Here is a 20,905-nt window from a genome sequence, read left to right as displayed (position 1 = left end):
ATGGCAAGCTATCTCATCGCCGCCACCGCCTTGCCGGGGCACGTGTTGCCCATGCTGGCAATCGCGCAGCACCTCGTGGGCCTCGGGCACGAGGTGCGGGTGCACACCGCGAGCCAGTTCAGGGCGCAGGCCGAGGCCACCGGCGCCAGCTTCACGCCCTTCGCACCCGCGATCGACTACGACTACCGCGACCTCGACCAGCGCTTTCCCGAGCGCCAGCGCCTGTCGTCCGCGCATGCGCAGCTGTGCTTCGGCCTCAAGCATTTCTTTGCCGATGCCATGGCCGCGCAGCACGCGGGGCTGCGTTCGATCCTCGAGGAGTTCGAGGCCGATGCCATCGTGGTCGACACCATGTTCTGCGGCACCTTCCCGCTGCTGCTGGGCCCGCGCGACAAGCGCCCGGCTGTCGTCGCCATCGGCATCTCGGCGCTGCCGCTGTCGAGCTGCGACACCGCCTTCTTCGGCACCGCGCTGCCGCCGTCGAGCACGCCGGAAGGGCGCGCGCGCAACCGGGCGATGAACGCCAACCTCAAGCAGGCGATGTTCGGCGAGGTGCAGCGCCACTTCGACGGCTTGCTGGCGCGCTCGGGCTCGCCCGCGCTGCCGGAGTTCTTCGTCGATGCGATGGTCAAGCTGCCGGACCTGTACCTGCAGCTCACCGCGCCTTCCTTCGAATACCCGCGCAGCGACCTGCCCGCATCGGTGCGCTTCGTCGGGCCGCTGCTCGCGCCCGCGAGCCGCGGCTTCACCCCGCCCGACTGGTGGCCCGAGCTGGACGACGGCCGCTCGGTCGTGCTGGTGACGCAGGGCACGCTGGCCAACCAGAACCCCGCGCAGCTGATCGGCCCGACCCTGCAGGCACTGGCGGGCGACGGCAAGCTGCTCGTCATTGCCACCACCGGCGGCCCGGTGCCGCCCGCGCTGGCTGCGAACCTGCCCGCCAATGCCCGCGTGCTGCCGTTCCTGCCCTACGACCGGCTGCTGCCCAAGGTGCATGCGATGGTCACCAACGGCGGCTACGGCTCGGTCAACCATGCGCTGAGCCTCGGCGTGCCGCTGGTGGTGGCCGGCACCAGCGAAGAGAAGCCCGAGATCGCCGCGCGCGTGGCCTGGTCGGGCGCGGGCATCAACCTGGGCAGCGGCCAGCCGGGCGCGCGCCAGATCGGCGACGCCGTGCGCAAGGTGCTGGGCGAGTCCAGCTACCGGCAGCGTGCGGCCGCATTGCGCGAGGACTTCGCGCGCCACCAGGCGCTCGCCGGCGTCGCCGAGGCGCTGGCGGCGCTGCGACGCACCACCACCTCCGCATCCGCAGCAATGGCCTGAACTCCCGAGGAAATACAGACATGAGCAATCCCTTCGACGACAAGAACGCCAGCTTCCTGGTGCTGGTGAACCACGAGGGCCAGCACTCGCTGTGGCCCGCCTTCATCGCCGTGCCCGCCGGCTGGCAGGTGGCGCTGGCAGCGACCGACCGGGCCGCCTGCGATGCATTCATCGAGGCGAACTGGGTCGACATGCGGCCGCGCTCGCTGGCGGCGGCCGGCGGCGGCTGACGGCACCCGGCGCTTGCCACCATGGGCGCGCTCACGCCCATGGCCCGGGAATTGCTCTCGCTCTCCAGGGTTTCCCCTTAGGCCGCATACCCGCGTCCACATACGCAATATGGCTCCTGCGGTATGTGGGCACCGGCACAAGCGGCTAACGTCCAGGCTTGGCCGGGAAACCGAGCCGCCCACGAGGCCAAAGAGCATGAGCACAGAGAGCAGCAGCAACAACAACACGCAACCCGTCCGCTTCTTCCACCGCGGCAGGATCGTCGACGTCAGCGGCGTCCATCCGACCCGTTCGGTGCTCGACTGGCTGCGCGAGGACGCGCACTGCACCGGCACCAAGGAAGGCTGCAACGAGGGCGACTGCGGCGCCTGCACGGTGGTGATCGGCGAGCTGGCCAGCGACGCCAACGCGCCGGGCACGGTCGGCGGGCTGCAGCTGCAGACGGTCAACGCCTGCATCCAGTTCCTGCCCACGCTGCACGGCAAGGCGCTGTTCACGGTCGAAGACCTGAAGGCGCAGTGCGCGGCGGCCCAGCCGCAGGACAGCGGCAAGAAGCACGCCGTCCACACGCTGCACCCGGTGCAGCAGGCGATGGTCGATTGCCACGGCTCGCAGTGCGGCTTCTGCACGCCGGGCTTCGTGATGTCGCTGTGGTCCGCCTACGAGCACCACCAGGCCGAGGGCACGCAGCCCACGCGCCAGCAGCTGGCCGACGAGCTCTCGGGCAACCTGTGCCGCTGCACCGGCTACCGGCCGATCCTCGATGCGGGGCAGCGCATGTTCGACCTGCCGGCCGTGCGGCTCGACACGAAACCCGTGGTGGCGGCGCTCACCGCCTTGCAGAACGATGGCCTGGACTACGCCGCGCCGCTCGGTGCCCGTATCGACCACTTCCACGCCCCCAGGACCATCGCCCAGCTCGCCGCGCTGCGCGAGCAGAAGCCGCGCGCCCAGCTGCTGGCCGGCTCGACCGATGTCGGCCTCTGGGTCAACAAGCAGTTCCGCGACCTCGGCGACATCATCTACGTGGGCGACGTGGCCGAGATGAAGACCATTGAAACGCGTGCCGATGAGCTCTACATCGGCGCCGGCGCCTCGCTCGAAGCCGCCTTCGAAGCGCTGGTGCAGCGCGTGCCCAGCCTCGCGGACGTGTGGCTGCGCTTCGCCTCGCCGCCGATCCGCCATGCCGGCACCATGGGCGGCAACGTGGCCAACGGCTCGCCCATCGGCGATTCGCCGCCGGTGCTGATGTCGCTCGACGCCGAGATCGAGCTGCGCCGCGGCGACGCGGTGCGCCGCATGCCGCTGCCCGATTTCTACATCGACTACATGAAGAACCAGCTGCAGCTTGGCGAGTTCGTGCAGGGGCTCGCGGTTCCATTGGCCGCGATGCGCCGCCAGGTGCGCGCCTACAAGATCAGCAAGCGCTTCGACTGCGACATCTCGGCGCTTTGCGCGGGCTTTGCCGTCGAACTGGAAGAGGGCAGCGACACGGTGAAGGCCGTGCGCCTGGCCTTCGGCGGCATGGCCGCCATCGTGAAGCGCGCCGCAAATGCCGAAGCGGCGCTGGTCGGCAAGCCGTGGACGCAGGCCAGCGTCGCCGCCGCCAAGCTCGCGCTCGCGCAGGATTTCAAGCCGCTGTCGGACATGCGCGCGTCGGCCGACTACCGGCTGCAGGTGGCGCAGAACCTGATCCAGCGCCTCTGGCTCGAAACGCGCACCGAAGACGCGCTGTCGCTCGAAGAGACCAGCGTCTGGAGCGTGATGCCTCATGCCGTCGTCAAAGCCGCGGCCGAAGGAGCCTGACCATGAACAAACCCATCGACGCCCGCCTGCTGCAGCCCGCCGAGGCCTTTGCCGATTACCTGAAGAACACCGCCGCGCGCATCGACCCCGTGGCCGAAGCGATCGCGCACGACCTCGGCGCACGTGTCGGCATCAGCCGGCCGCATGAATCGGCGCACCTGCACGTGGCCGGTGAAGCGACCTACATCGACGACATTCCCGAAATCACCGGCACGCTGCATTGCGCGCTCGGCCTTTCGCCCGCTGCCAACGGCCGCGTGACGGCGCTGTCGCTCGACGCGATTCGCGCCATGCCCGGCGTGGTGGCGGTCATCACCGCTGACGACATTCCCGGCACCAACGACTGCGGCTCGATCGTTCACGACGACCCGATCCTGCTGCCCGTGAAAGACGGCGGCGAGATCCGCTACCTCGGCCAGCCCGTGTTCGCGGTGATCGCCGAGACGCGCGAAGCCGCGCGCCGCGCCGCTTCCAGGGCGAAGGACGCGATGACCATCGAGGCGCAGCCGCCCGTGCTCACGCCGCAGGACGCGCATGCGCGCGGCCAGTACGTGGTGCCGCCGATGCACATCGTGCGCAGCGGCGGCGCGGCCAACGAGGGTGACGAGGCCGCCGTGCGCGCGGCCATCGCGAAGGCGCCGAACCGACACGCCGCCACGCTCGACGTCGGCGGGCAGGAGCAGTTCTACCTCGAAGGCCAGATCAGCTACGCCATTCCCAAGGAAGGCGGCGCGCTGCACATCCATTGCTCGACGCAGCACCCGAGCGAGATGCAGCACCTGGTGGCGCATGCGCTGCACCTGCAGTCGAACGAAGTGCATGTGGAATGCCGGCGCATGGGCGGCGGCTTCGGCGGCAAGGAATCGCAGTCGGCGCTGTTCGCCTGCGTGGCGGCCATCGCGGCGCGCCAGCTGCAGCGCCCGGTCAAGCTCAGGCTCGACCGCGACGACGACTTCATGATCACCGGCCGCCGCCACTGCTTCTGGTACGAGTACGAGGTGGGCTACGACGACGAGGGCCGCATCCTCGGCGCGGAGATCACGATGGTCTCGCGCGCCGGCCACTCGGCCGACCTCTCGGGCCCGGTCATGACGCGCGCGCTGTGCCACTTCGACAACGCCTACTGGCTGCCCAACGTGGCCATGCACGGCTACTCGGGCAAGACCAACACGCAGAGCAACACCGCGTTCCGCGGCTTCGGCGGGCCGCAGGGCGCGATTGCCGTCGAGAACATCATGGACTCGGTGGCGCGCGCGCTGGGCCGCGATCCGCTCGATGTGCGCCGCATCAACTTCTACGGCACGACGCAGAACAACGTCACGCCCTATCGCCAGACCGTAACCGACAACATCGTCCACGAACTGGTGGCCGACCTGGAAACCAGCAGCGGCTACCGCGCACGGCGCGAAGAGATCGCAGCGTTCAACGCAAAGAGCGTGGTGCTCAAGCGCGGCCTCGCGCTCGCGCCGCTCAAGTTCGGCATCTCGTTCAACGTCAAGCATTTCAACCAGGCCGGCGCGCTGGTGCATGTGTACACCGACGGCTCGATCCTCGTGAACCACGGCGGTACCGAGATGGGGCAGGGCCTCAACACCAAGGTGGCGCAGGTGGTGGCGCACGAGCTGGGCGTGAGCTTCGAGCGCGTGCGCGTGACGGCGACCGACACCACCAAGGTGGCCAACACCTCGGCCACGGCCGCATCGACGGGCGCCGACCTGAACGGCAAGGCCGCGCAGGATGCCGCGCGCCAGATCCGCGAGCGCCTGGCCGAGAGCGCGGCCGAGCGCCATGGCGGGAAGGCGAGCGAGGTGCGCTTTGCCAACGACAAGGTCGAGGTCAACGGCCGCTCGCTGGCCTTCAGCACCGTGGTGGGCGAGGCCTACCTCGACCGCAAGCAGCTCTGGTCCGACGGCTTCTACGCCACGCCCGGCCTCAGCTGGGACAAGGACAAAATGCAGGGCCGCCCGTTCTACTACTACGCCTACGGCGCGGCGGTGAGCGAGGTGATCATCGATACGCTCACCGGCGAATGGAAGCTCTTGCGCGCCGACATCCTGCACGACGCGGGCAAGTCGCTGAACCCGGCCGTGGACATCGGCCAGGTCGAAGGCGCCTTCATCCAGGGCATGGGCTGGCTCACCACCGAGGAGCTGGTGTGGCATCCGCAAAGCGGCAAGCTCACCACGCATGCCCCCAGCACCTACAAGATCCCGACCGCCAACGACTGCCCGCCCGTCTTCAACGTGCGCCTGTTCGAAGGCCAGAACTTCGAGGACTCGATTCACCGCAGCAAGGCCGTGGGCGAGCCGCCGCTGCTGTTGCCGTTCTCGGTGTTCTTCGCGATCCGCGACGCGGTGTCGGCGGCCGGCGGCCACAGGGTCGATCCGCCGCTGAAGGCGCCGGCCACGAGCGAGTCGATCCTTCGCGCCATCACGGCCGTCCAGTCCGCCTAGCCACTCGTAGACTTTGGCGCATGTCCAAAGTTTCCTTAATGCCCTACTCCCTGAATTCCTTCGCGAAACACCGCGGAACCGGCTTTGCCGGGCCGCTGGTGTTGCCCCCGGTAGGGGGTTGGCGAAGCGACACGCAGTGCGCGAAGACTGGGGGCGAGCCCAGTTTTCGCCGCGGAACCGGCCTCACCGCCGTGGTGGGAGAACGCCATGCGTGATCAGGCGCTGTTCGACAAGATCGACTTGCACCTCATCCGGGTGTTGCACACCGTGCTGACCGACCGCAGCGTCTCGCGCGCCGCCATTCGCCTGGGCATGTACCAGCCGGCCGTCTCGGCCGCGCTGAAGCGCCTGCGCGAACTCTCGGGCGATCCGCTGCTGGTGCGATCGGGTTCGGGCATGGTGCCGACCGATGCGGGGCTGCGGATGATCGAGCCGGCCGCGAGCATCCTGCGCGCGGCCGAGATGCTGTTCTCCGATGCGCGCGGCTTCGAGCCGCAGTCGGCGGCCACCACCTTCCGCATCGCCGCAAGCGACTACATGGACCCGCTGTTCCTGCCGATGCTGGTGGCGCATGTGAAGCGCGAGGCGCCGCTGTGCCAGATCGAGATCCATGCGCTCACGCCCGATTCCGACTACCACGGCCACCTCGCGCTCGGCCAGGTCGACCTCGTGATCGGCAACTGGCTCAAGCCGCCGGAAGACCTGCACATGGCGCGGCTCTTCGGCGACGAGGTGGTGTCGCTGGTCAACCAGGACCATCCGGCCGTGCGCCGCGGCTGGGACCTGGAGACCTGGCTCGCGGCCGAGCACATCGCGCCCACGCCCATGCACCCGGGCGGGCGCGGCATCATCGACCAGATGCTCGACGAGCTGGGCCGGCAGCGCAACATCACGGCGCGCTGCGCGCACTTCAGCCTGATCCCGGACATGGTCGCGTCGAGCTTGCTGGTGCTCACCACCGGCCGCCAGTACTGCGAGCGTTTTGCCGCGCGGCTGCCGGTGAAGATCCTCGAGTGCCCGGTGGCGCTGCCGCGCCTCATGTACTACCAGCTCTGGCACGAGCGCACCCATTCGTCGAGTTCCGCGCGCTGGCTGCGCGAATGCATCAAGGAGGTGGCGGCGTCGCTGCGGCCCGCCTTCACCACGCCGGCCTCGCGGGCCGTCGCGGCCGAGGCGCCCGACCCGCCTTGACGAATCCTCCGGCCGCGCCGGCGTCGCGGCCGAGGCCACGTTTGAACGAACCGCCAAATACAACAGCTGGAGACAAGCGACATGAACAGGTTTGAAGAGGTGCCCAAGGTCACCGATCCCCACGCCTCGGGGACAGCCGCGCACGTCGCGCCGCAGGGCGCGAACTGGCTTGAACGCATGTTCAAGCTGACCGAGCACAACACCACCGTGCGCACCGAAGTCATCGCAGGGCTCACCACCTTCCTGACGATGGCCTACATCATCTTCGTGAACCCGTCGATCCTCGGCGACGCGGGCATGCCCAAGGGCGCGGTCTTCGTGGCCACCTGCCTGATCGCGGCGATCGGCACGCTGATCATGGGCCTGTATGCCAACTACCCGATCGCGATGGCGCCGGGCATGGGCCTGAACGCCTACTTCGCCTACGTGGTGGTGCTGGGCATGGGCTACACGTGGCAGGTGGCGCTGGGCGCGGTGTTCATCTCGGGCTGCCTGTTCCTGGTCGTCACGGTCACGGGATTGCGGGAGCTGTTCATCCGGGGCATACCGCAGTCGCTGCGAACGGCGATCACCGTGGGCATCGGCATGTTCCTGGCGCTCATCGCGCTCAAGAGCGCGGGCGTGGTGGCCGCCTCGCCGGCCACCTTCGTCACGCTGGGCGACCTGCACTCGGCACCGGTGGTGCTGGCGACGCTGGGCTTCCTGGTGATCGTGGCGCTCGACCGGCTCAAGGTGCGCGGCGCCATATTGATCGGCATCCTGCTGGTGACGGTGCTGTCGTTCTTCTTCGGCGGCAACAAGTTCCACGGCGTGTTCGACGCGCCGCCGTCGATCGCGCCCACCTTCATGCAGCTCGACATCATGGGCGCGCTCAAGGGCGGCATCCTGAACGTGGTGCTGGTGTTCTTCCTGGTCGAGATGTTCGACGCCACCGGCACGCTGATGGGCGTGGCCAAGCGCGCGGGCCTGCTGGTGCCCGGCAAGATGGAGCGCATGAACAAGGCACTCTTGGCCGACAGCGGCGCGATCTTCGCGGGCTCGCTGCTCGGCACCTCGAGCACCACGGCCTACGTGGAAAGCGCAGCCGGCGTGCAGGCCGGCGGTCGCACCGGCCTCACGGCGGTGGTGGTGGCGGCGCTGTTTCTCGCCTGCCTGATGATCTCGCCGCTCGCGAGCTCGGTGCCGGCCTATGCCACCGCACCGGCGCTGCTCTTCGTGGGCTGCCTGATGCTGCGCGACCTCGTCGAGCTCGACTGGGAAGACACCACCGAGGTGATCCCCGCGGCCGTGACCGCGCTGGCCATGCCTTTCACCTACTCGATCGCCAATGGCCTGGCCTTCGGCTTCATCACCTACGCGGTGCTCAAGCTCTTCACCGGCCGGGCACGGGAAGTGCATGCGATGGTCTGGGTGATCGCGGCGATTTTCCTGTTCAAGTTCGCCTACATCGGCGGACACTGAGGGGCGCGCCGTCGGGCGCCGATGGTCGCGGAAGCCGCTATTAAACTCATAGCTGCCTCCGCTTGTTGCTGTTGAACGAGACAAACCCACGAAACCCGGCATGACAACCCCCAGACTCCAGCTCGCGAACATCACCAAGCGCTACCCCGCGGTGGTGGCGAACAGCGACATCTCGCTGGCCGTGGCGCCCGGCGAAATCCATGCCGTGCTCGGCGAGAACGGCGCCGGCAAATCGACCCTGATGAAGATCATCTACGGCTCGGTCAAGCCCGACGAAGGCACGGTGGTCTTCGACGGCCAGGCCGTCAGCCTGCGCAACCCGCAGCAGGCGAGGGCGCTGGGCATCAGCATGGTGTTCCAGCACTTCAGCCTGTTCGACACGCTGACCGTGGCCGAGAACGTGTGGCTGGGCCTGGACAAGTCGCTGCAGCTGGCCGAGGTGGCGCGCAGCATCACCGCCAAGGCCAGCGAATACGGCCTGGACATCGATCCCTCGCGGCCGGTGCACACGCTGTCGGTGGGCGAAATGCAGCGCGTGGAGATCATCCGCGCACTGCTCACCAACCCCAAGCTGCTGATCCTCGACGAGCCGACCTCGGTGCTCACGCCGCAGGCCGTCATCAAGCTCTTCGGCGTGCTCAACAAGCTGGCGTCGGAGGGCTGCAGCATCCTCTACATCAGCCACAAGCTGCACGAGATCCGCGAGCTGTGCACGGCCTGCACGGTGCTGCGCGGCGGCAAGGTGACGGGCGTGTGCAATCCGCAGAACGAAAGCAATGAGTCGCTCTCGCGGCTGATGATCGGCAGCGAGCCGCCGCCGCTGCAGCACCGGCCGGTGCATGCGGGCGCGGTGGCGCTGCGCGTGAACGGGCTCACGCTGGCGCGCGAGGACCAGTTCGGCGTCGATCTCGACGGCATCTCGTTCGAGGTGCGCGCCGGCGAGGTGGTCGGCATTGCGGGCGTGTCCGGCAACGGGCAGAAGGAACTGCTCTACACGCTCTCTGGGGAGGACGTGCGCGCCGAGTCCGCCATGGTGCAGGTGTTCGGCAAGCCGGCCGGCCGGCTGCGGCCGCGTGCGCGGCGCGCAATGGGCCTGCACTTCGTTCCCGAGGAGCGGCTGGGCCGCGGTGCGGTGCCCACGCTCGGGCTCGCGCACAACCTGCTGCTCACGCGCGGCAATGCGGTGGGCAAGGGCGGGTGGATCCGCACGGCGGCGCTCGAAAAGCATGCCAGGGCCATCATCGAGCGCTTCAACGTCAAGGCCGGCGGCCCGAATGCCGCGGCGCGCTCGCTCTCGGGCGGCAACCTGCAGAAATACATCGTCGGCCGCGAGATCGACGCCAACCCCAAGCTCTTCATCGTCTCGCAGCCGACCTGGGGCGTGGACGTGGGCGCGGCCGCGCTGATCCGCGGCGAGATCCTTGCGCTGCGCGATGCCGGCTGCGCGGTGCTGGTGGTGAGCGAGGAGCTCGACGAGCTGTTCGACATCAGCGACCGGCTGCACGTGATCGCCAAGGGCCGGCTGTCGCCTTCCGTCGACCGCGCGGCCGCCACGCTGCCGCAGATCGGCGAATGGATGAGCGGCCTCTGGGAGAAGAAGAACAACAACATCAAGGAGGCGACCCATGCTTAAGCTCGAACCGCGCCCGGAGCTGTCGCGCTTCTGGACCTTTGCCTCGCCGATCCTCGCGCTGCTGATCACCGTGCTGATCGGCGTGGCGCTGTTCGCCGCGCTCGGCAAGGACCCGGTCAAGGGCCTGCTGGTGTTCTTCTACGAACCGATCAAGAGCGGCTACGCGATCGGCGAGCTCACGATCAAGGCGACACCGCTGCTCATCATCGCGCTCGGGCTGGCGGTGTGCTTCCGCTCCAACGTCTGGAACATCGGCGCCGAAGGCCAGTTCGTGTTCGGTGCCATTGCCGCGGGCGGCGTCGCGCTGATGGCCGACAAGACCACGGGCTCGTGGATCGTGGTGGCCATCCTGGTCGCGGGCACCGTCGGCGGCATGGTGTGGGCGGGCATCGTGGCCTTTCTGCGCGACCGGTTCAACGCCAACGAAATTCTCGTGAGCCTGATGCTGGTGTATGTGGCCACGCTGCTGCTGGGCTACATGGTGTTCGGTCCGTGGAAGGATCCGCAGGGCTACAACTTTCCGCAATCAAAGACCTTCGAGGCCGTGACGCAGATTCCGCGGCTCTTCAAGGGTTCGCGCGTGAGCATCGGGCTGATCATCGCGCTGCTGGGGGTGGGCGCGCTCTGGGTGTTCCTGTTCCGCACGCGCGCTGGCTTTGCGCAGCAGGTAGGCGGGCTCGCACCCGCAGCCGCGCGCTATGCGGGCTTCTCGGCACGCCGCGCGATCTGGATCGCGCTGCTGACCTCGGGCGGTGCGGCGGGCCTGGCCGGCGCGCTAGAAGTGGCGGGACCGCTCGGCCAGCTCACGCCCTACGTGCCGGCGGGCTACGGCTTCGCGGCCATCATCGTGGCCTTCGTCGGCCGGCTGCATCCGGTGGGCATGGTGTTCTCGGCCATCCTCATGAGCATGTTCTACATCGGCGGCGAGCTCGCGCAGTCGCGCCTGGGCCTGCCGAAGTCGCTGACCGGTGTGTTCCAGGGGCTGCTGCTCTTCACGCTGCTGGCCTGCGACACCTTGATCGCCTACCGCATCCGCCGCAAGGCCGCTGCAAAGGCCACCACTCTCTCGACGAGTTCGCTGCAGGTCAGCACGCCGTTGACTGCGCCCGTTGCGCGATCGAACGAAGGAGCGCTCTAGGATGACCTCTTGCTTTTCTTTTTGTCGTGTCGTCCGTCGTTCAGGGCGCGCTCCCGCCGACGGGGTACCTTGCTCCGCGAATGTCCCCCGGCCTGCGGCCTCCTCCTTTATTTCGCTGCGCAAGGCACCCCATCAGCGGGAGCGTCGGACAGAGCGGTCGTTGATCAGCGATGCACAACGAGCGTGCCCAGGTGCACAGGACATCGGGTACTCCCCGCAGCGAAATAAAGGAGGAGCCGAAGGCGGGGGACATTCGCGGAGGGGAGTACCCGGTGGCCTGTGCACACGCCCTGAACAACAACGCCCGAAAACAGCCGAACAACGAAACGCACGGGGAAGCCACTGACATGGACAGCTACGCACTCCTGCTCGGCTCGACGCTGAGCGCCGGCACCGTGCTTGCAATCGCCGCATTGGGCCTGCTCATCAACGAGAAAGCCGGCATCGTCAACCTCGGCGCCGAAGGCCTGATGCTCTGCGCCGCCATCGCCGGCTTTGCGACGGTCGTCATCACTCACAACCCCTGGCTCGGCTTCCTGGCCGGCATGGCGGCCGGCGCCTTGCTCGCCGCCTTCTTCGGCGTGCTGGTGATCTGGCTCAACACCAACCAGTACGCCACCGGCCTCGCGCTCAGCCTCTTCGGCGTCGGCTTCTCCGCCTTCGTGGGCATCAACTTCGTGCAGGCCAGGCTGCCCGAAAGCGTGTCGTACGCGGTGCCGGTGCTCGGCGACATTCCACTCGTCGGGCCCGCGCTTTTCCGCCACCACCCCATGGTGTATTTCGCGGTTGTCCTGACCTTCGGCCTCATCTGGTTTCTCTACCGCACCCGCGCCGGGCTCGTGCTGCGCTCGGTGGGCGAGTCGCCCGAGTCGGCGCATGCGCTCGGCTATCCAGTGCGGCGCATCCGCTTCATGGCTGTGATCGCGGGCGGCGCGCTCTGCGGGCTGGCGGGGGCGTACCTCTCCACCGTCTACACGCCCCTGTGGGTCGAGGGCATGGTCGCGGGCCGCGGCTGGATCGCGCTGGCGCTCACCACCTTCGCCACCTGGCGGCCGATCCGCGTGCTGCTGGGCGCCTACCTGTTCGGCGGCGTGTCGATGCTGGGCTTCCACCTGCAGAGCAGCGGCGTCGATGTGCCGCCGCAGTTCCTCAGCATGCTGCAGTACATCGCGCCCATCGTGGTGCTGGCGCTGATCTCGCGCAACCCGGCATTCATTCGCATCAACATGCCCGCTTCGATCGGAAAACCGTTCTACCCCGGCTCATAATCTCGCTTCTCGATTTCCGCCAACCTGTCCTTTTTGAGGATTTCCGACAATGAATGATCTGAACAAGCGCTCCCTGCTCAAGCTGGCCGCCCTCACGGCGGTCGCTTCGGCGGCCCTGATCGGCTGCGGCAAGAAAGAGGAAGCGGCTGCACCGGCTGCAACCCCCGCACCGGCGCCGGCACCCGCTGCCGCCGCACCGGCACCGGCTGCGCCGCTCAACATCGCATTCGCATACATCGGCCCGGTGGGCGACGGCGGCTGGACCTTCGCGCACGACAACGGCCGCAAGGCGCTCGAGAAGGAATTCGGCGACAAGATCAAGACCACCTTCGTCGAGAGCGTGCCCGAGGGCGCCGACGCCGAGCGCGTGTTCCGCGACATGGTCGGCCAGGGCAACAAGCTGATCTTCGGCACCACCTTCGGCTACATGGAGCCGATGCTCAAGGTGGCCACCGACAGCAAGGACGTGAAGTTCGAGCATGCCACCGGCTACAAGACCGCCGAGAACATGCGCACCTACGACAGCCGCACCTACGAAGGCGCCTACATGGCCGGCATCATTGCCGGTGCCATGACCAAGAGCAACACGCTCGGCGTGGTCGGCTCGGTGCCGATTCCCGAGGTGCTGCGCAACATCAACAGCTTCACGCTGGGCGCGCAGTCGGTCAACCCGAAGATCACCACCAAGGTGGTCTGGGTGAACGAATGGTTCAGCCCGCCGAAGGAAACCGAAGCCGCCACCGCCCTCATCAACGGCGGCGCCGACGTGCTGTTCCAGAACACCGACTCGCCGGCCGTGCTCAAGACCGCGCAGGAAAAGGGCAAGCGCGCCTTCGGCTGGGATTCCGACATGACCGCCTACGGTCCCAAGGCCCACTTGGCCTCGGCCACCATCAACTGGGCGCCGTACTACATCAAGGCCACGCAGGACGCGCTCGACGGCAAGTGGGCCACGGGCCAGAGCTGGTGGGGCGTGAAGGAAGGCGCCATCGACATCGTCTCGATCGCCGAGGACGTGCCGGCCGAAACCAAGGCCAAGGTCGAGGAAGTGAAGAAGGGCCTGAAGGACGGCAGCTTCGCGATCTGGAAGGGCCCGATCCTGGGCCAGGACGGCAAGGAAGTGGTCGCCAAGGATGCGGTGGCCGACGACAAGTTTCTCTCGGGCGTGAACTTCTACGTCAAGGGCGTGGAAGGCAAAGTTCCGGGCGGCGACAAGAAGTAAAGCGCTGCGCCCTTGCGCGTATGAAAGGGTCGCCTGCAGGCGACCCTTTTCATTTGTGGTTCGTGCCGCGCGGCTTTCCTTCGGTCACCATCCGCGCGCTGTCGACAAAGCCCTGGATCAACCGCAGGCGCGGCGATGCGCGCTGCCACAGGACGCCGAAGCGCCGCGGTTCCGAAGGCAGCGGCAGCGCGATCTTCACCACGCGCTGGCCGTCGAGCAGCGGCGAAGCGATGTCGGGCACCAGTGAGACGCCCAGGCCGCGGTCGACCATCATGGCAATGGCCAGCAGCGAGCTGAGTTCGAAGCGCTCCTGCGGCACGATGCCCGCGGCGCGCAGGTAGCGGTCGGCCTGCTTGCCGCCGCCCAGGTTGCGGTCGTAGCGGATCAGCGGCGAGGTGCGCAGCAGCTCGTGCGGATCGCGGCGCGCGAGGCGGCTGGGCGCCAGCAGCACCAGCGGCTCCTCGCGCAGCAGCGACCAGTCGAAAGTCTTGGCAAGCACATACGGTGGATAGAGGCACACGGCCGCGTCGAGATCGCCCTGCTGCACCGCCTTGTAGAGCGTGGCCGTGGTGCCCGACTGCAGGAACACCTTGACGCCGGGATGCGTCTTCACGAAGCGCGCGAGGATGTCGGGCAGCAGGCTGTGGATGGCCGTGTTGATGGTGCCGACCAGCAACTCGCCGCCGGCCGCGTCGCTGCCGAGCAGCGCCTTGATGTCGCTCACCTCGCGCAGCAGGTTGCGGGCCCGCTGCACCAGCTGGTGCCCGGCCTCGGTGGGCTGCACCGTGCGGCCGGCGCGCGCCAGCAGCGGGGCGCCAAGTTCGCGCTCCAGCGTGCGGATCTGCTGCGCCACGGCCGCGGGCGTCAGGTCGAGGCGGCGCGCGGCCTCCGACATGGAGCCCGACTCCACCACCAGAAGAAAGCTTTGCAGATAGGCTGTTTCCATGAAAGACAGATTTTCTATCATCTGATCATAGGAGGCATGTGTTTTTCCGATCTCGTGAACCGCACACACTGCGGCGCATGAGAAGCAAACTCTTCGTTCCCGGCACGCGCCCCGAGCTGTTCGCCAAGGCGCTGGGCAGCGCGGCGGACGGCGTCTGTCTCGACCTGGAAGATGCGGTGTCCGAACCGCGCAAGGGCGAGGCACGCGACGCCGTGCGGCAGCTGCTGCAAAGCGGCGGCACGGTTGCGTCGGGCAAGACGGTGATCGTTCGCGTCAACGCGATGGACACACTGCATTTTGCGGACGACATCGCGGCGGTGGCCCAGCCCGGCGTGCACCTGATCAATATCCCGAAGCCCGAGAGCCCGGCCCACGTGCGCAGCGCGGTCGAGGCGATCGAACGTGCCGAACGCGCCAACGGCGTGGGCACGCCGATCGGCCTGCTGCTGAACATCGAGGCGCCCGCGGCCTTGCGCACTGCGGCCGAGCTTGCGCTCGCGCATCCGCGCGTGGCGGGCCTGCAGCTGGGCCTGGGCGACCTGTTCGAACCGCTGGGCATTGCGCGGCGCGAGCCGGCCGCGATCCAGCAGGCGATGTTCGCGGTGCGCATGGCGGCAGGCGAAGCGGGCGTCTATGCCTACGACGGCGCGTTCGCGGACATCCGCGACGCCGAGGGATTCCGCGCCGAAGCCATGCTGGCGCGCAACCTCGGCTTCCTCGGCAAGACCTGCATCCACCCGAGCCAGATCGCGATCGCCAACGAGGTGTTCCGTCCCACCGACGAGGAGATCGCGCACGCATGCAAGGTGGTCGAGGCCGCCCGCACGGCCGATGCCGGCGGCGTGGGCGCCTATGTGGTGGACGGAAAGATGATCGACATTCCCTTCGTGATCCGCGCGCGCGCCATCGTCGCGAGCGCGCGCAGCCTCGGCCTGCTGCCGGGCTGAGCCTTCTTCAAACAAGACCAGGAGACAAGACAGATGCACATTCACTCTCACTCGCCCCTTCGCCTGCGCGCGCTCGCCGTGGCCGCCTTTGCCGGCGGCCTGCTGTCGAGCGGCGGCGCGTTCGCGCAGGCCGCGGCCTACCCGAGCAAGCCCGTCACCATCGTGGTGCCCTATCCGGCGGGCGGCTCGAACGACACCTTCGCGCGCCAGGTGGCCAAGGAGCTGGGCGACGAGCTCAAGCAGCCGGTGATCATCGACAACCGCCCCGGCGCCAGCGGCAACACCGGCACCGGCCAGGTCGCCAAGGCCGCGCCCGACGGCTACACGCTGGTGGCCGTGTCCTCGAGCATGACGACCAACGCGGCCGTGCAGTCGAAGCTGCCCTTCGATCCGATCAATGGGCTGGCACCCGTGGCCATGTTCGCCAAGGGCCCCTTCATCGTCGCGGTGAACAACGAGTTTCCCGCCAGGACGCCCACCGAGCTGATCGCCGCCATCAAGGCGAAGCCGGGGCAGTACAACTATGCGTCGTCGGGCTCGGGCAGCGTCAACCAGTTCGGCACCGAGCTGCTCAAGGCCAAGGTCGGCGACATGCAGATCACGCACATCCCGTACAAAGGCATGGGCCCGGCCGTGACCGACCTGGTCGGCAACCAGACGCAGCTGCTGATCTCCAGTGGTCCCTCGCTGCTGCCGATGGTGCGCGCGGGCAAGCTGCGCGCCGTGGGCATCACGAGCCTGAAGCCGAGCCCGATCGCGCCCGAGCTCATCCCGATGTCCACCGCCGTGCCGGGCTACGAGTTCGAGCTCTGGTGGGGCCTGCTGGCACCGGCCGGCACGCCGTCCGACGTGGTCGCCAAGCTCAACGCCACCGTCAACAGGATCCTGGCCAAGCCCGAGATCGCGGCCAACTTCCTGCGCGAAGGGGCCATCGCCACGCCGCTTGCGCCAAAGCAGTTCGCCGCCGTCATCGCCGAGGACGTGGAGCGCTGGAAGAAGCTCGCCAAGCAGCAGAACATCACCGCAGACTGAGGAAGAAAGAAAGATCCATGAGCTTCGACGCCCCGAACGACGACGCACGCCTGCCCGCACGCAGCGGCCCCACCGGCCCGCTCAGCGGCCTGCGCGTGCTCGACCTCAGTGCCTACATCGCGGGCCCGTACGGCTGCTCGCTGCTGGCGGATCAGGGGGCAGAAGTCATCAAGATCGAGCCGCCCACGGGCGACAACCTGCGCAAGTACCCGTCGACGCTCGAGGCCGAGAGCCGCGCCTTCATCGGCGTGAACCGCAGCAAGCTCGGCGTGGTGCTCGATCTGAAGAAGGCCGACGATCTTGCCGCGCTGATGGCGCTGGTGCGCACGGCCGACGTGCTGGTGCACAACTTCCGGCCCAGCGTGCCGCCGCGGCTGGGCATTGCCTACGAGCAGCTGAAGGCCGTCAATCCGCGCCTGATCTATTGCAGCCTCACGGGCTATGGCGAAACCGGTCCGCTGCGCGAGAAGGCGGGCTACGACCAGGTGCTGCAGACCATGACCGGCATGTGTGCACTGCAGGGCAAGCGCGGCGAGCCGCCCGAGATCATCTACGGCTCGGTGGTCGACTACTACGCGGCCGCGCTGGTGGCCGCGGGCGTGGCCTCCGCGCTGTACGAGCGCGAGAAAAGCGGCCAGGGGCAGTTCGTCGGCGTGTCGCTGCTGCGCTCCGCGCTCACGATGCAGTCGGCCCGCATGGTGTGGGCCGAAGGCGAGCCCAAGGACGTGGGGCGCGACATGCGCTCGGGCGGCATCACGGGCATCCACCCGACACGCGAAGGCCATCTCTACATCTCGGCCAACACGCCGCATTTCTGGCGCGCGCTGTGCGACAAGGTGGGCCTGCCCGAACTCGCGGCCGACGAGCGCTACGACTCGGTGCGCAAGCGCGCGCAGCATTTTTCCGAGATCGTGCCTCGGCTGCGCGAGGCGCTGGCCGCGCGCAGCGCGCTCGAATGGGAGGAACTGTTCGGCGAGGACGTGCCCTGCGCCGCGGCCCGCACGGTCGAGGACATGTTCGACAACGAGCAGGTGCTGGCCGAGGACATGGTGGCGACCTTCGCGCATCCCACGCTCGGCGCCTACCGCGGCTTCACGCGGCCGGTGCAGTTCGGCCGCACGCCGGGCCCCGAGCCCTTTGCGGCACCCACGCTGGGGCAGCACACGCAGGCGGTGCTGGCGGCGCGCAAGGCCGCGGACGCGGCCGGCTGAGCAACGCGCATGCAAGTCCCCCACAGCAGCGGCACGCGCAAGCCCGCCAGCGTGGCACCGGAAGGCGCCTGCGATGCGCACATGCATGTCTACGATCGCCGCTTCGCGCTCCACGGATCGCCCGATGCGATGGTCGACGACGCCACGGCCGCCGACTATCGCCTGCTGCAGCAACGCATCGGCACCGAGCGCACGGTCGTCGTGCAGCCGCGCGTGCACGGCACCGACAACAGCGTGACGCTCGATGCCATCCGCACGCTCGGCGCGGCGCGCACCCGAGGTGTCGCGGTGGTCCGGCCCGACGTGAGCGATGCCGAGCTCGAGCGCCTGCATGCGGGCGGCATTCGCGGCATCCGCTTCACGCTCTACACGGCAGCCAACGCGGCGACCGGCTTCGAAATGGTCGAGCCGCTCGCGCAGCGCGTGCATGCGCTGGGCTGGCATGTGCAGCTGCACTGGAACGCCGACCAGATCGCCGGGCATGCGGCCCTGCTCGCGCGGCTGCCCTGCACGATCGTGTTCGACCATCTCGCGCGGCTGCCGCTGCCCGATGCGCAGGCGCATCCCGCATTCGGCGTCGTGAGCCGGCTGCGCGACAAGGGCCGCACCTGGATCAAGCTCTCCGGTGCCTACCTCGACTCGAGGACGGGCGCCGCTGGCGGCTATGCAGACACGAGCGCCATCGCGCAGGCCTGGGTCTGCCAGGCGCTGGAGCGCGTGGTGTGGGGCAGCGACTGGCCGCACCCGACCGAGCCTACGGCCGCCAAGCCCGACGACGCGGTGCTGTTCGACCTGCTGGGCCAATGGGTTCCTGACGAGGCCCAGCGCCGCCGCGTGCTCGTCGACAACCCCGCGCTGCTCTACGACTTTCCTGAAACGACAAAGACCGAGACGACCGAATGACGAAAAGACCTGTCCTGAAATCACTGGCCGCACTGGCCGCCTGCGTTCCGCTGCTGGGCTGGGCCGCATGGCCCGAGAGGCCGATCCGCATGGTGGTTCCGTATGCCGCGGGCGGCGGCGCCGACAACACCGCGCGCGTCGTCGCGCAGCAGATGAGCATCGCGCTCGGCCAGCAGATCGTCATCGACAACCGGCCGGGCGCGGGCGGCGTGATCGGCGAGGACAACGTGGCCAAGGCGCCCGCCGACGGCTACACCGTGCTCTACGACGCCTCGGCGTTCTCGGTGAACCCGTCGCTGCGCAAGCTGCCTTTCGATGCCGCGAAAGACTTCATCCCGGTGTCGCTGGTGGCCACCGCGCCGCAGATCCTCGTGGTGCCCGCCACGGCGCCGTACCAGACGGTGGCGCAGTTCCTGGACTTCGCGCGCAAGAACCCCGGCAAGCTGAGCTTTGCCTCGGCGGGCGGCGGCACCGGCTCGCACCTGGCCGGCGAGGCGCTGAACGAGCAGGCCAGGCTCAGCCTCATGCACGTGCCCTACAAGGGCGGCGCGCCCGCGCTGACCGATGTGATGGGCGAGCAGGTGTCGGCCTACTTCGGCAACGTGGCGTCGACGCTCGGCTACGTGCAGTCGGGCAAGCTGCGCGCGCTGGCCGTGAGTTCCGCCAAGCGCGTGCCCGGCCTGCCCGGCACGCCGACGCTCGCTGAGTCGGGCCTGCCGGGCTATAACGTGGTCGAGTGGAACGGCGTGTTCCTTCCCAAGGGCACGCCGCCCGACATCGTGCAGCGGCTCGGCAAGGCGGTACAGGCGGCCGTCAACGAACCCCAGGTCAAGCAGAAGCTGCTGCAGCTCGGCCTGGAACCCGCCGGCACCACGCCGGAGGTCTTCGCGAAATTCGTGCAGAACGAGACGGGGCGCGTGGGCGCGCTGGTGAAGGCGCGCAACATCCGGGTCGATTGAATCCGGGCCTTCACGCAGCCGGCCGGTCAGCCCGTACAGGCTGCCGCAACCGGCCCGGGATATTCCATCTCCAGCATGACCCAGTCGCGCCGCGCCGCGCCATAGCGTTCGCCGATCTCGCACAGCGTGCGGTCCAGCTGCGGCACCGGCTTCAGCGAAGAAGAGAGCGGCAGGCGCTCCGCTCCTTCGCGGGGCGGCTGCGCCAGCAGCACCAGCCCGCTGCGCAGCCTGACCGGGCCCGAGGCCGATGCGGCATCGACCGCGATGTGCCCGGTGCGCGTCCACGCGTCGACGGCCAGTGCAAGGGCGATGTCGTCGGCGCCGTCCTGCACGTCCACGCGCCAGCGCTCGCCGCGCCAGAACGCGGCCTTGTTGAGCAGGAAACCCGCCCTGCGGCCGGTGTCCAGGTAGAACGGCGAACTGTCGTGCACCGGCGTCCATGAGGCCACGCCGAGTTCCGTTGCAAGGGCCCTGGCTTTCTCCTGCCCGCCGATCGCCTCCACCAGCGCCAGCATCGCCGGTACCGAGGCGGTGATGCCGGTGGTGGTGGCGACGCCGCGGTCCGCCACGTAGCGCTGGTGCGGCACGTAACTGGCGCCGGGGTGGCGCGCGAGCAGCGTGCCGCGGTCGTACCAGTGGCCCGCGAAGCGCCGGCCGTCGAGCAGGCCGGCGCGGCCGACCACGCGTGCGCCCGAGCAGACGCCGATCACCTGCGCGCCGCGCGCCGCCTGCTGCTTGAGCCAGGCCGCCACCTGCGGGTTGTCGTCGGCGATCATCGCCGGCACGATCACGTAGTCGGCGCCTGCGGGATGAAGCCTGTCGAAGCCGGCGAAGTCCTGCGCGCCATCGACCTCGAGTGCGGGATACAGGCTCACCCGCCCCGCGCGCGGCGCCACGATCCGCACCTCGGCCACATCGGCACGCCGGAGCACCGCATGCGGCAGCAGCAGGTCGGTCATCTCGGTGCCTTCGTTCAGCGCGAGCACCGCCACCACGGGCCGGCCCGCGCGATGCGGCTTCAGCGCCTCGACAAAAGCCTGCTTCTCGCGCTCGCTGCGCGCCGCATCGGCCTGCGCGGTCGGCAGCGGCGGCGCGCCCCCCGTGCAGCCCGCCAGCGCAAAGGCTGCAATACTTGCGCCGATCAGCGCTCCTATCGATCTCCACATGGACGGTCCCCTGTC

Annotated in this window: 17 protein-coding genes; 15 read left to right on the top strand and 2 right to left on the bottom strand. The window is 68.6% G+C overall.

Annotated elements, in window-relative coordinates; all coding sequences use genetic code 11:
• From RZE77_RS20330 to RZE77_RS20285, 10 genes are all read left to right on the top strand, one after another.
• On the top strand, positions 1 to 1,323 hold the full coding sequence (locus tag RZE77_RS20330; protein WP_319438994.1) for a glycosyltransferase: 1,323 nt from the start codon (positions 1 to 3) through the stop codon (positions 1,321 to 1,323).
• Positions 1,324 to 1,343: 20 nt separating this feature from the next.
• Positions 1,344 to 1,553: an MbtH family protein gene (locus RZE77_RS20325; RefSeq protein WP_124956301.1), complete on the top strand. Its 210-nt coding sequence runs from the start codon at positions 1,344 to 1,346 to the stop codon at positions 1,551 to 1,553.
• Positions 1,554 to 1,749: 196 nt separating this feature from the next.
• Entirely contained in the window at positions 1,750 to 3,360 is a 1,611-nt protein-coding gene (gene xdhA / locus RZE77_RS20320) for a xanthine dehydrogenase small subunit (RefSeq protein WP_319438993.1), read from the top strand.
• A gap of 2 nt (positions 3,361 to 3,362) precedes the next feature.
• Positions 3,363 to 5,813 carry a xanthine dehydrogenase molybdopterin binding subunit gene (xdhB, locus tag RZE77_RS20315; protein WP_319438992.1) on the top strand — a complete coding sequence of 817 codons (2,451 nt, stop codon included), beginning with the start codon at positions 3,363 to 3,365 and terminating at the stop codon, positions 5,811 to 5,813.
• Positions 5,814 to 6,020: 207 nt separating this feature from the next.
• Positions 6,021 to 7,004, top strand: coding sequence for a LysR family transcriptional regulator (locus tag RZE77_RS20310; RefSeq protein WP_319438991.1), 984 nt, complete (start codon positions 6,021 to 6,023; stop codon positions 7,002 to 7,004).
• A gap of 177 nt (positions 7,005 to 7,181) precedes the next feature.
• Positions 7,182 to 8,465 (top strand): NCS2 family permease, encoded by a 1,284-nt coding sequence (locus RZE77_RS20305; protein WP_405547639.1) that lies wholly within the window; start codon positions 7,182 to 7,184, stop codon positions 8,463 to 8,465.
• A gap of 100 nt (positions 8,466 to 8,565) precedes the next feature.
• A complete protein-coding gene (locus tag RZE77_RS20300) occupies positions 8,566 to 10,098 on the top strand; it encodes an ABC transporter ATP-binding protein (protein WP_319438989.1) in 1,533 nt (510 codons plus the stop codon).
• Positions 10,091 to 11,236: an ABC transporter permease gene (locus RZE77_RS20295; protein ID WP_319438988.1), complete on the top strand. Its 1,146-nt coding sequence runs from the start codon at positions 10,091 to 10,093 to the stop codon at positions 11,234 to 11,236. Before RZE77_RS20300 ends, RZE77_RS20295 begins: the two co-directional genes overlap by 8 nt.
• Positions 11,237 to 11,583: 347 nt before the next feature.
• Positions 11,584 to 12,504 (top strand): ABC transporter permease, encoded by a 921-nt coding sequence (locus tag RZE77_RS20290; protein ID WP_319438987.1) that lies wholly within the window; start codon positions 11,584 to 11,586, stop codon positions 12,502 to 12,504.
• 49 nt (positions 12,505 to 12,553) lie between these two features.
• On the top strand, positions 12,554 to 13,726 hold the full coding sequence (locus RZE77_RS20285) for a BMP family ABC transporter substrate-binding protein (RefSeq protein WP_124956286.1): 1,173 nt from the start codon (positions 12,554 to 12,556) through the stop codon (positions 13,724 to 13,726).
• Positions 13,727 to 13,775: 49 nt separating this feature from the next.
• Here RZE77_RS20285 and RZE77_RS20280 read toward each other — a convergent pair whose 3' ends face one another.
• Positions 13,776 to 14,672, bottom strand: a complete 897-nt coding sequence (locus RZE77_RS20280; protein WP_319438986.1) for a LysR family transcriptional regulator — start codon at positions 14,670 to 14,672, stop codon at positions 13,776 to 13,778.
• A 77-nt stretch (positions 14,673 to 14,749) separates the two neighbouring features.
• Here RZE77_RS20280 and RZE77_RS20275 point away from each other — a divergent pair, with 77 nt between their 5' ends.
• From RZE77_RS20275 to RZE77_RS20255, 5 genes are read left to right on the top strand one after another with little or no spacing between them, the layout of a single operon-like run.
• Entirely contained in the window at positions 14,750 to 15,619 is an 870-nt protein-coding gene (locus tag RZE77_RS20275) for an HpcH/HpaI aldolase/citrate lyase family protein (protein ID WP_319438985.1), read from the top strand.
• A 33-nt stretch (positions 15,620 to 15,652) separates the two neighbouring features.
• Positions 15,653 to 16,651 (top strand): tripartite tricarboxylate transporter substrate binding protein, encoded by a 999-nt coding sequence (locus RZE77_RS20270; RefSeq protein WP_319438984.1) that lies wholly within the window; start codon positions 15,653 to 15,655, stop codon positions 16,649 to 16,651.
• A 17-nt stretch (positions 16,652 to 16,668) separates the two neighbouring features.
• Positions 16,669 to 17,862, top strand: coding sequence for a CaiB/BaiF CoA transferase family protein (locus tag RZE77_RS20265; protein ID WP_319438983.1), 1,194 nt, complete (start codon positions 16,669 to 16,671; stop codon positions 17,860 to 17,862).
• 9 nt (positions 17,863 to 17,871) lie between these two features.
• Positions 17,872 to 18,765 carry an amidohydrolase family protein gene (locus RZE77_RS20260; RefSeq protein WP_319438982.1) on the top strand — a complete coding sequence of 298 codons (894 nt, stop codon included), beginning with the start codon at positions 17,872 to 17,874 and terminating at the stop codon, positions 18,763 to 18,765.
• Positions 18,762 to 19,724, top strand: coding sequence for a Bug family tripartite tricarboxylate transporter substrate binding protein (locus RZE77_RS20255; RefSeq protein ID WP_319438981.1), 963 nt, complete (start codon positions 18,762 to 18,764; stop codon positions 19,722 to 19,724). Before RZE77_RS20260 ends, RZE77_RS20255 begins: the two co-directional genes overlap by 4 nt.
• Positions 19,725 to 19,750: 26 nt before the next feature.
• On the opposite strand, the gene RZE77_RS20250 is transcribed toward RZE77_RS20255, so the two are convergent.
• A complete protein-coding gene (locus RZE77_RS20250) occupies positions 19,751 to 20,890 on the bottom strand; it encodes a DJ-1/PfpI family protein (RefSeq protein ID WP_319438980.1) in 1,140 nt (379 codons plus the stop codon).
• Positions 20,891 to 20,905 lie beyond the last annotated feature (15 nt).

This window comes from Variovorax sp. SPNA7, assembly GCF_033807855.1.
GTDB lineage: Bacteria > Pseudomonadota > Gammaproteobacteria > Burkholderiales > Burkholderiaceae_C > Variovorax > Variovorax beijingensis.
Note: the sequence above shows the minus strand (reverse complement) of the source record. Positions and strands in the feature narration are given on the sequence as shown.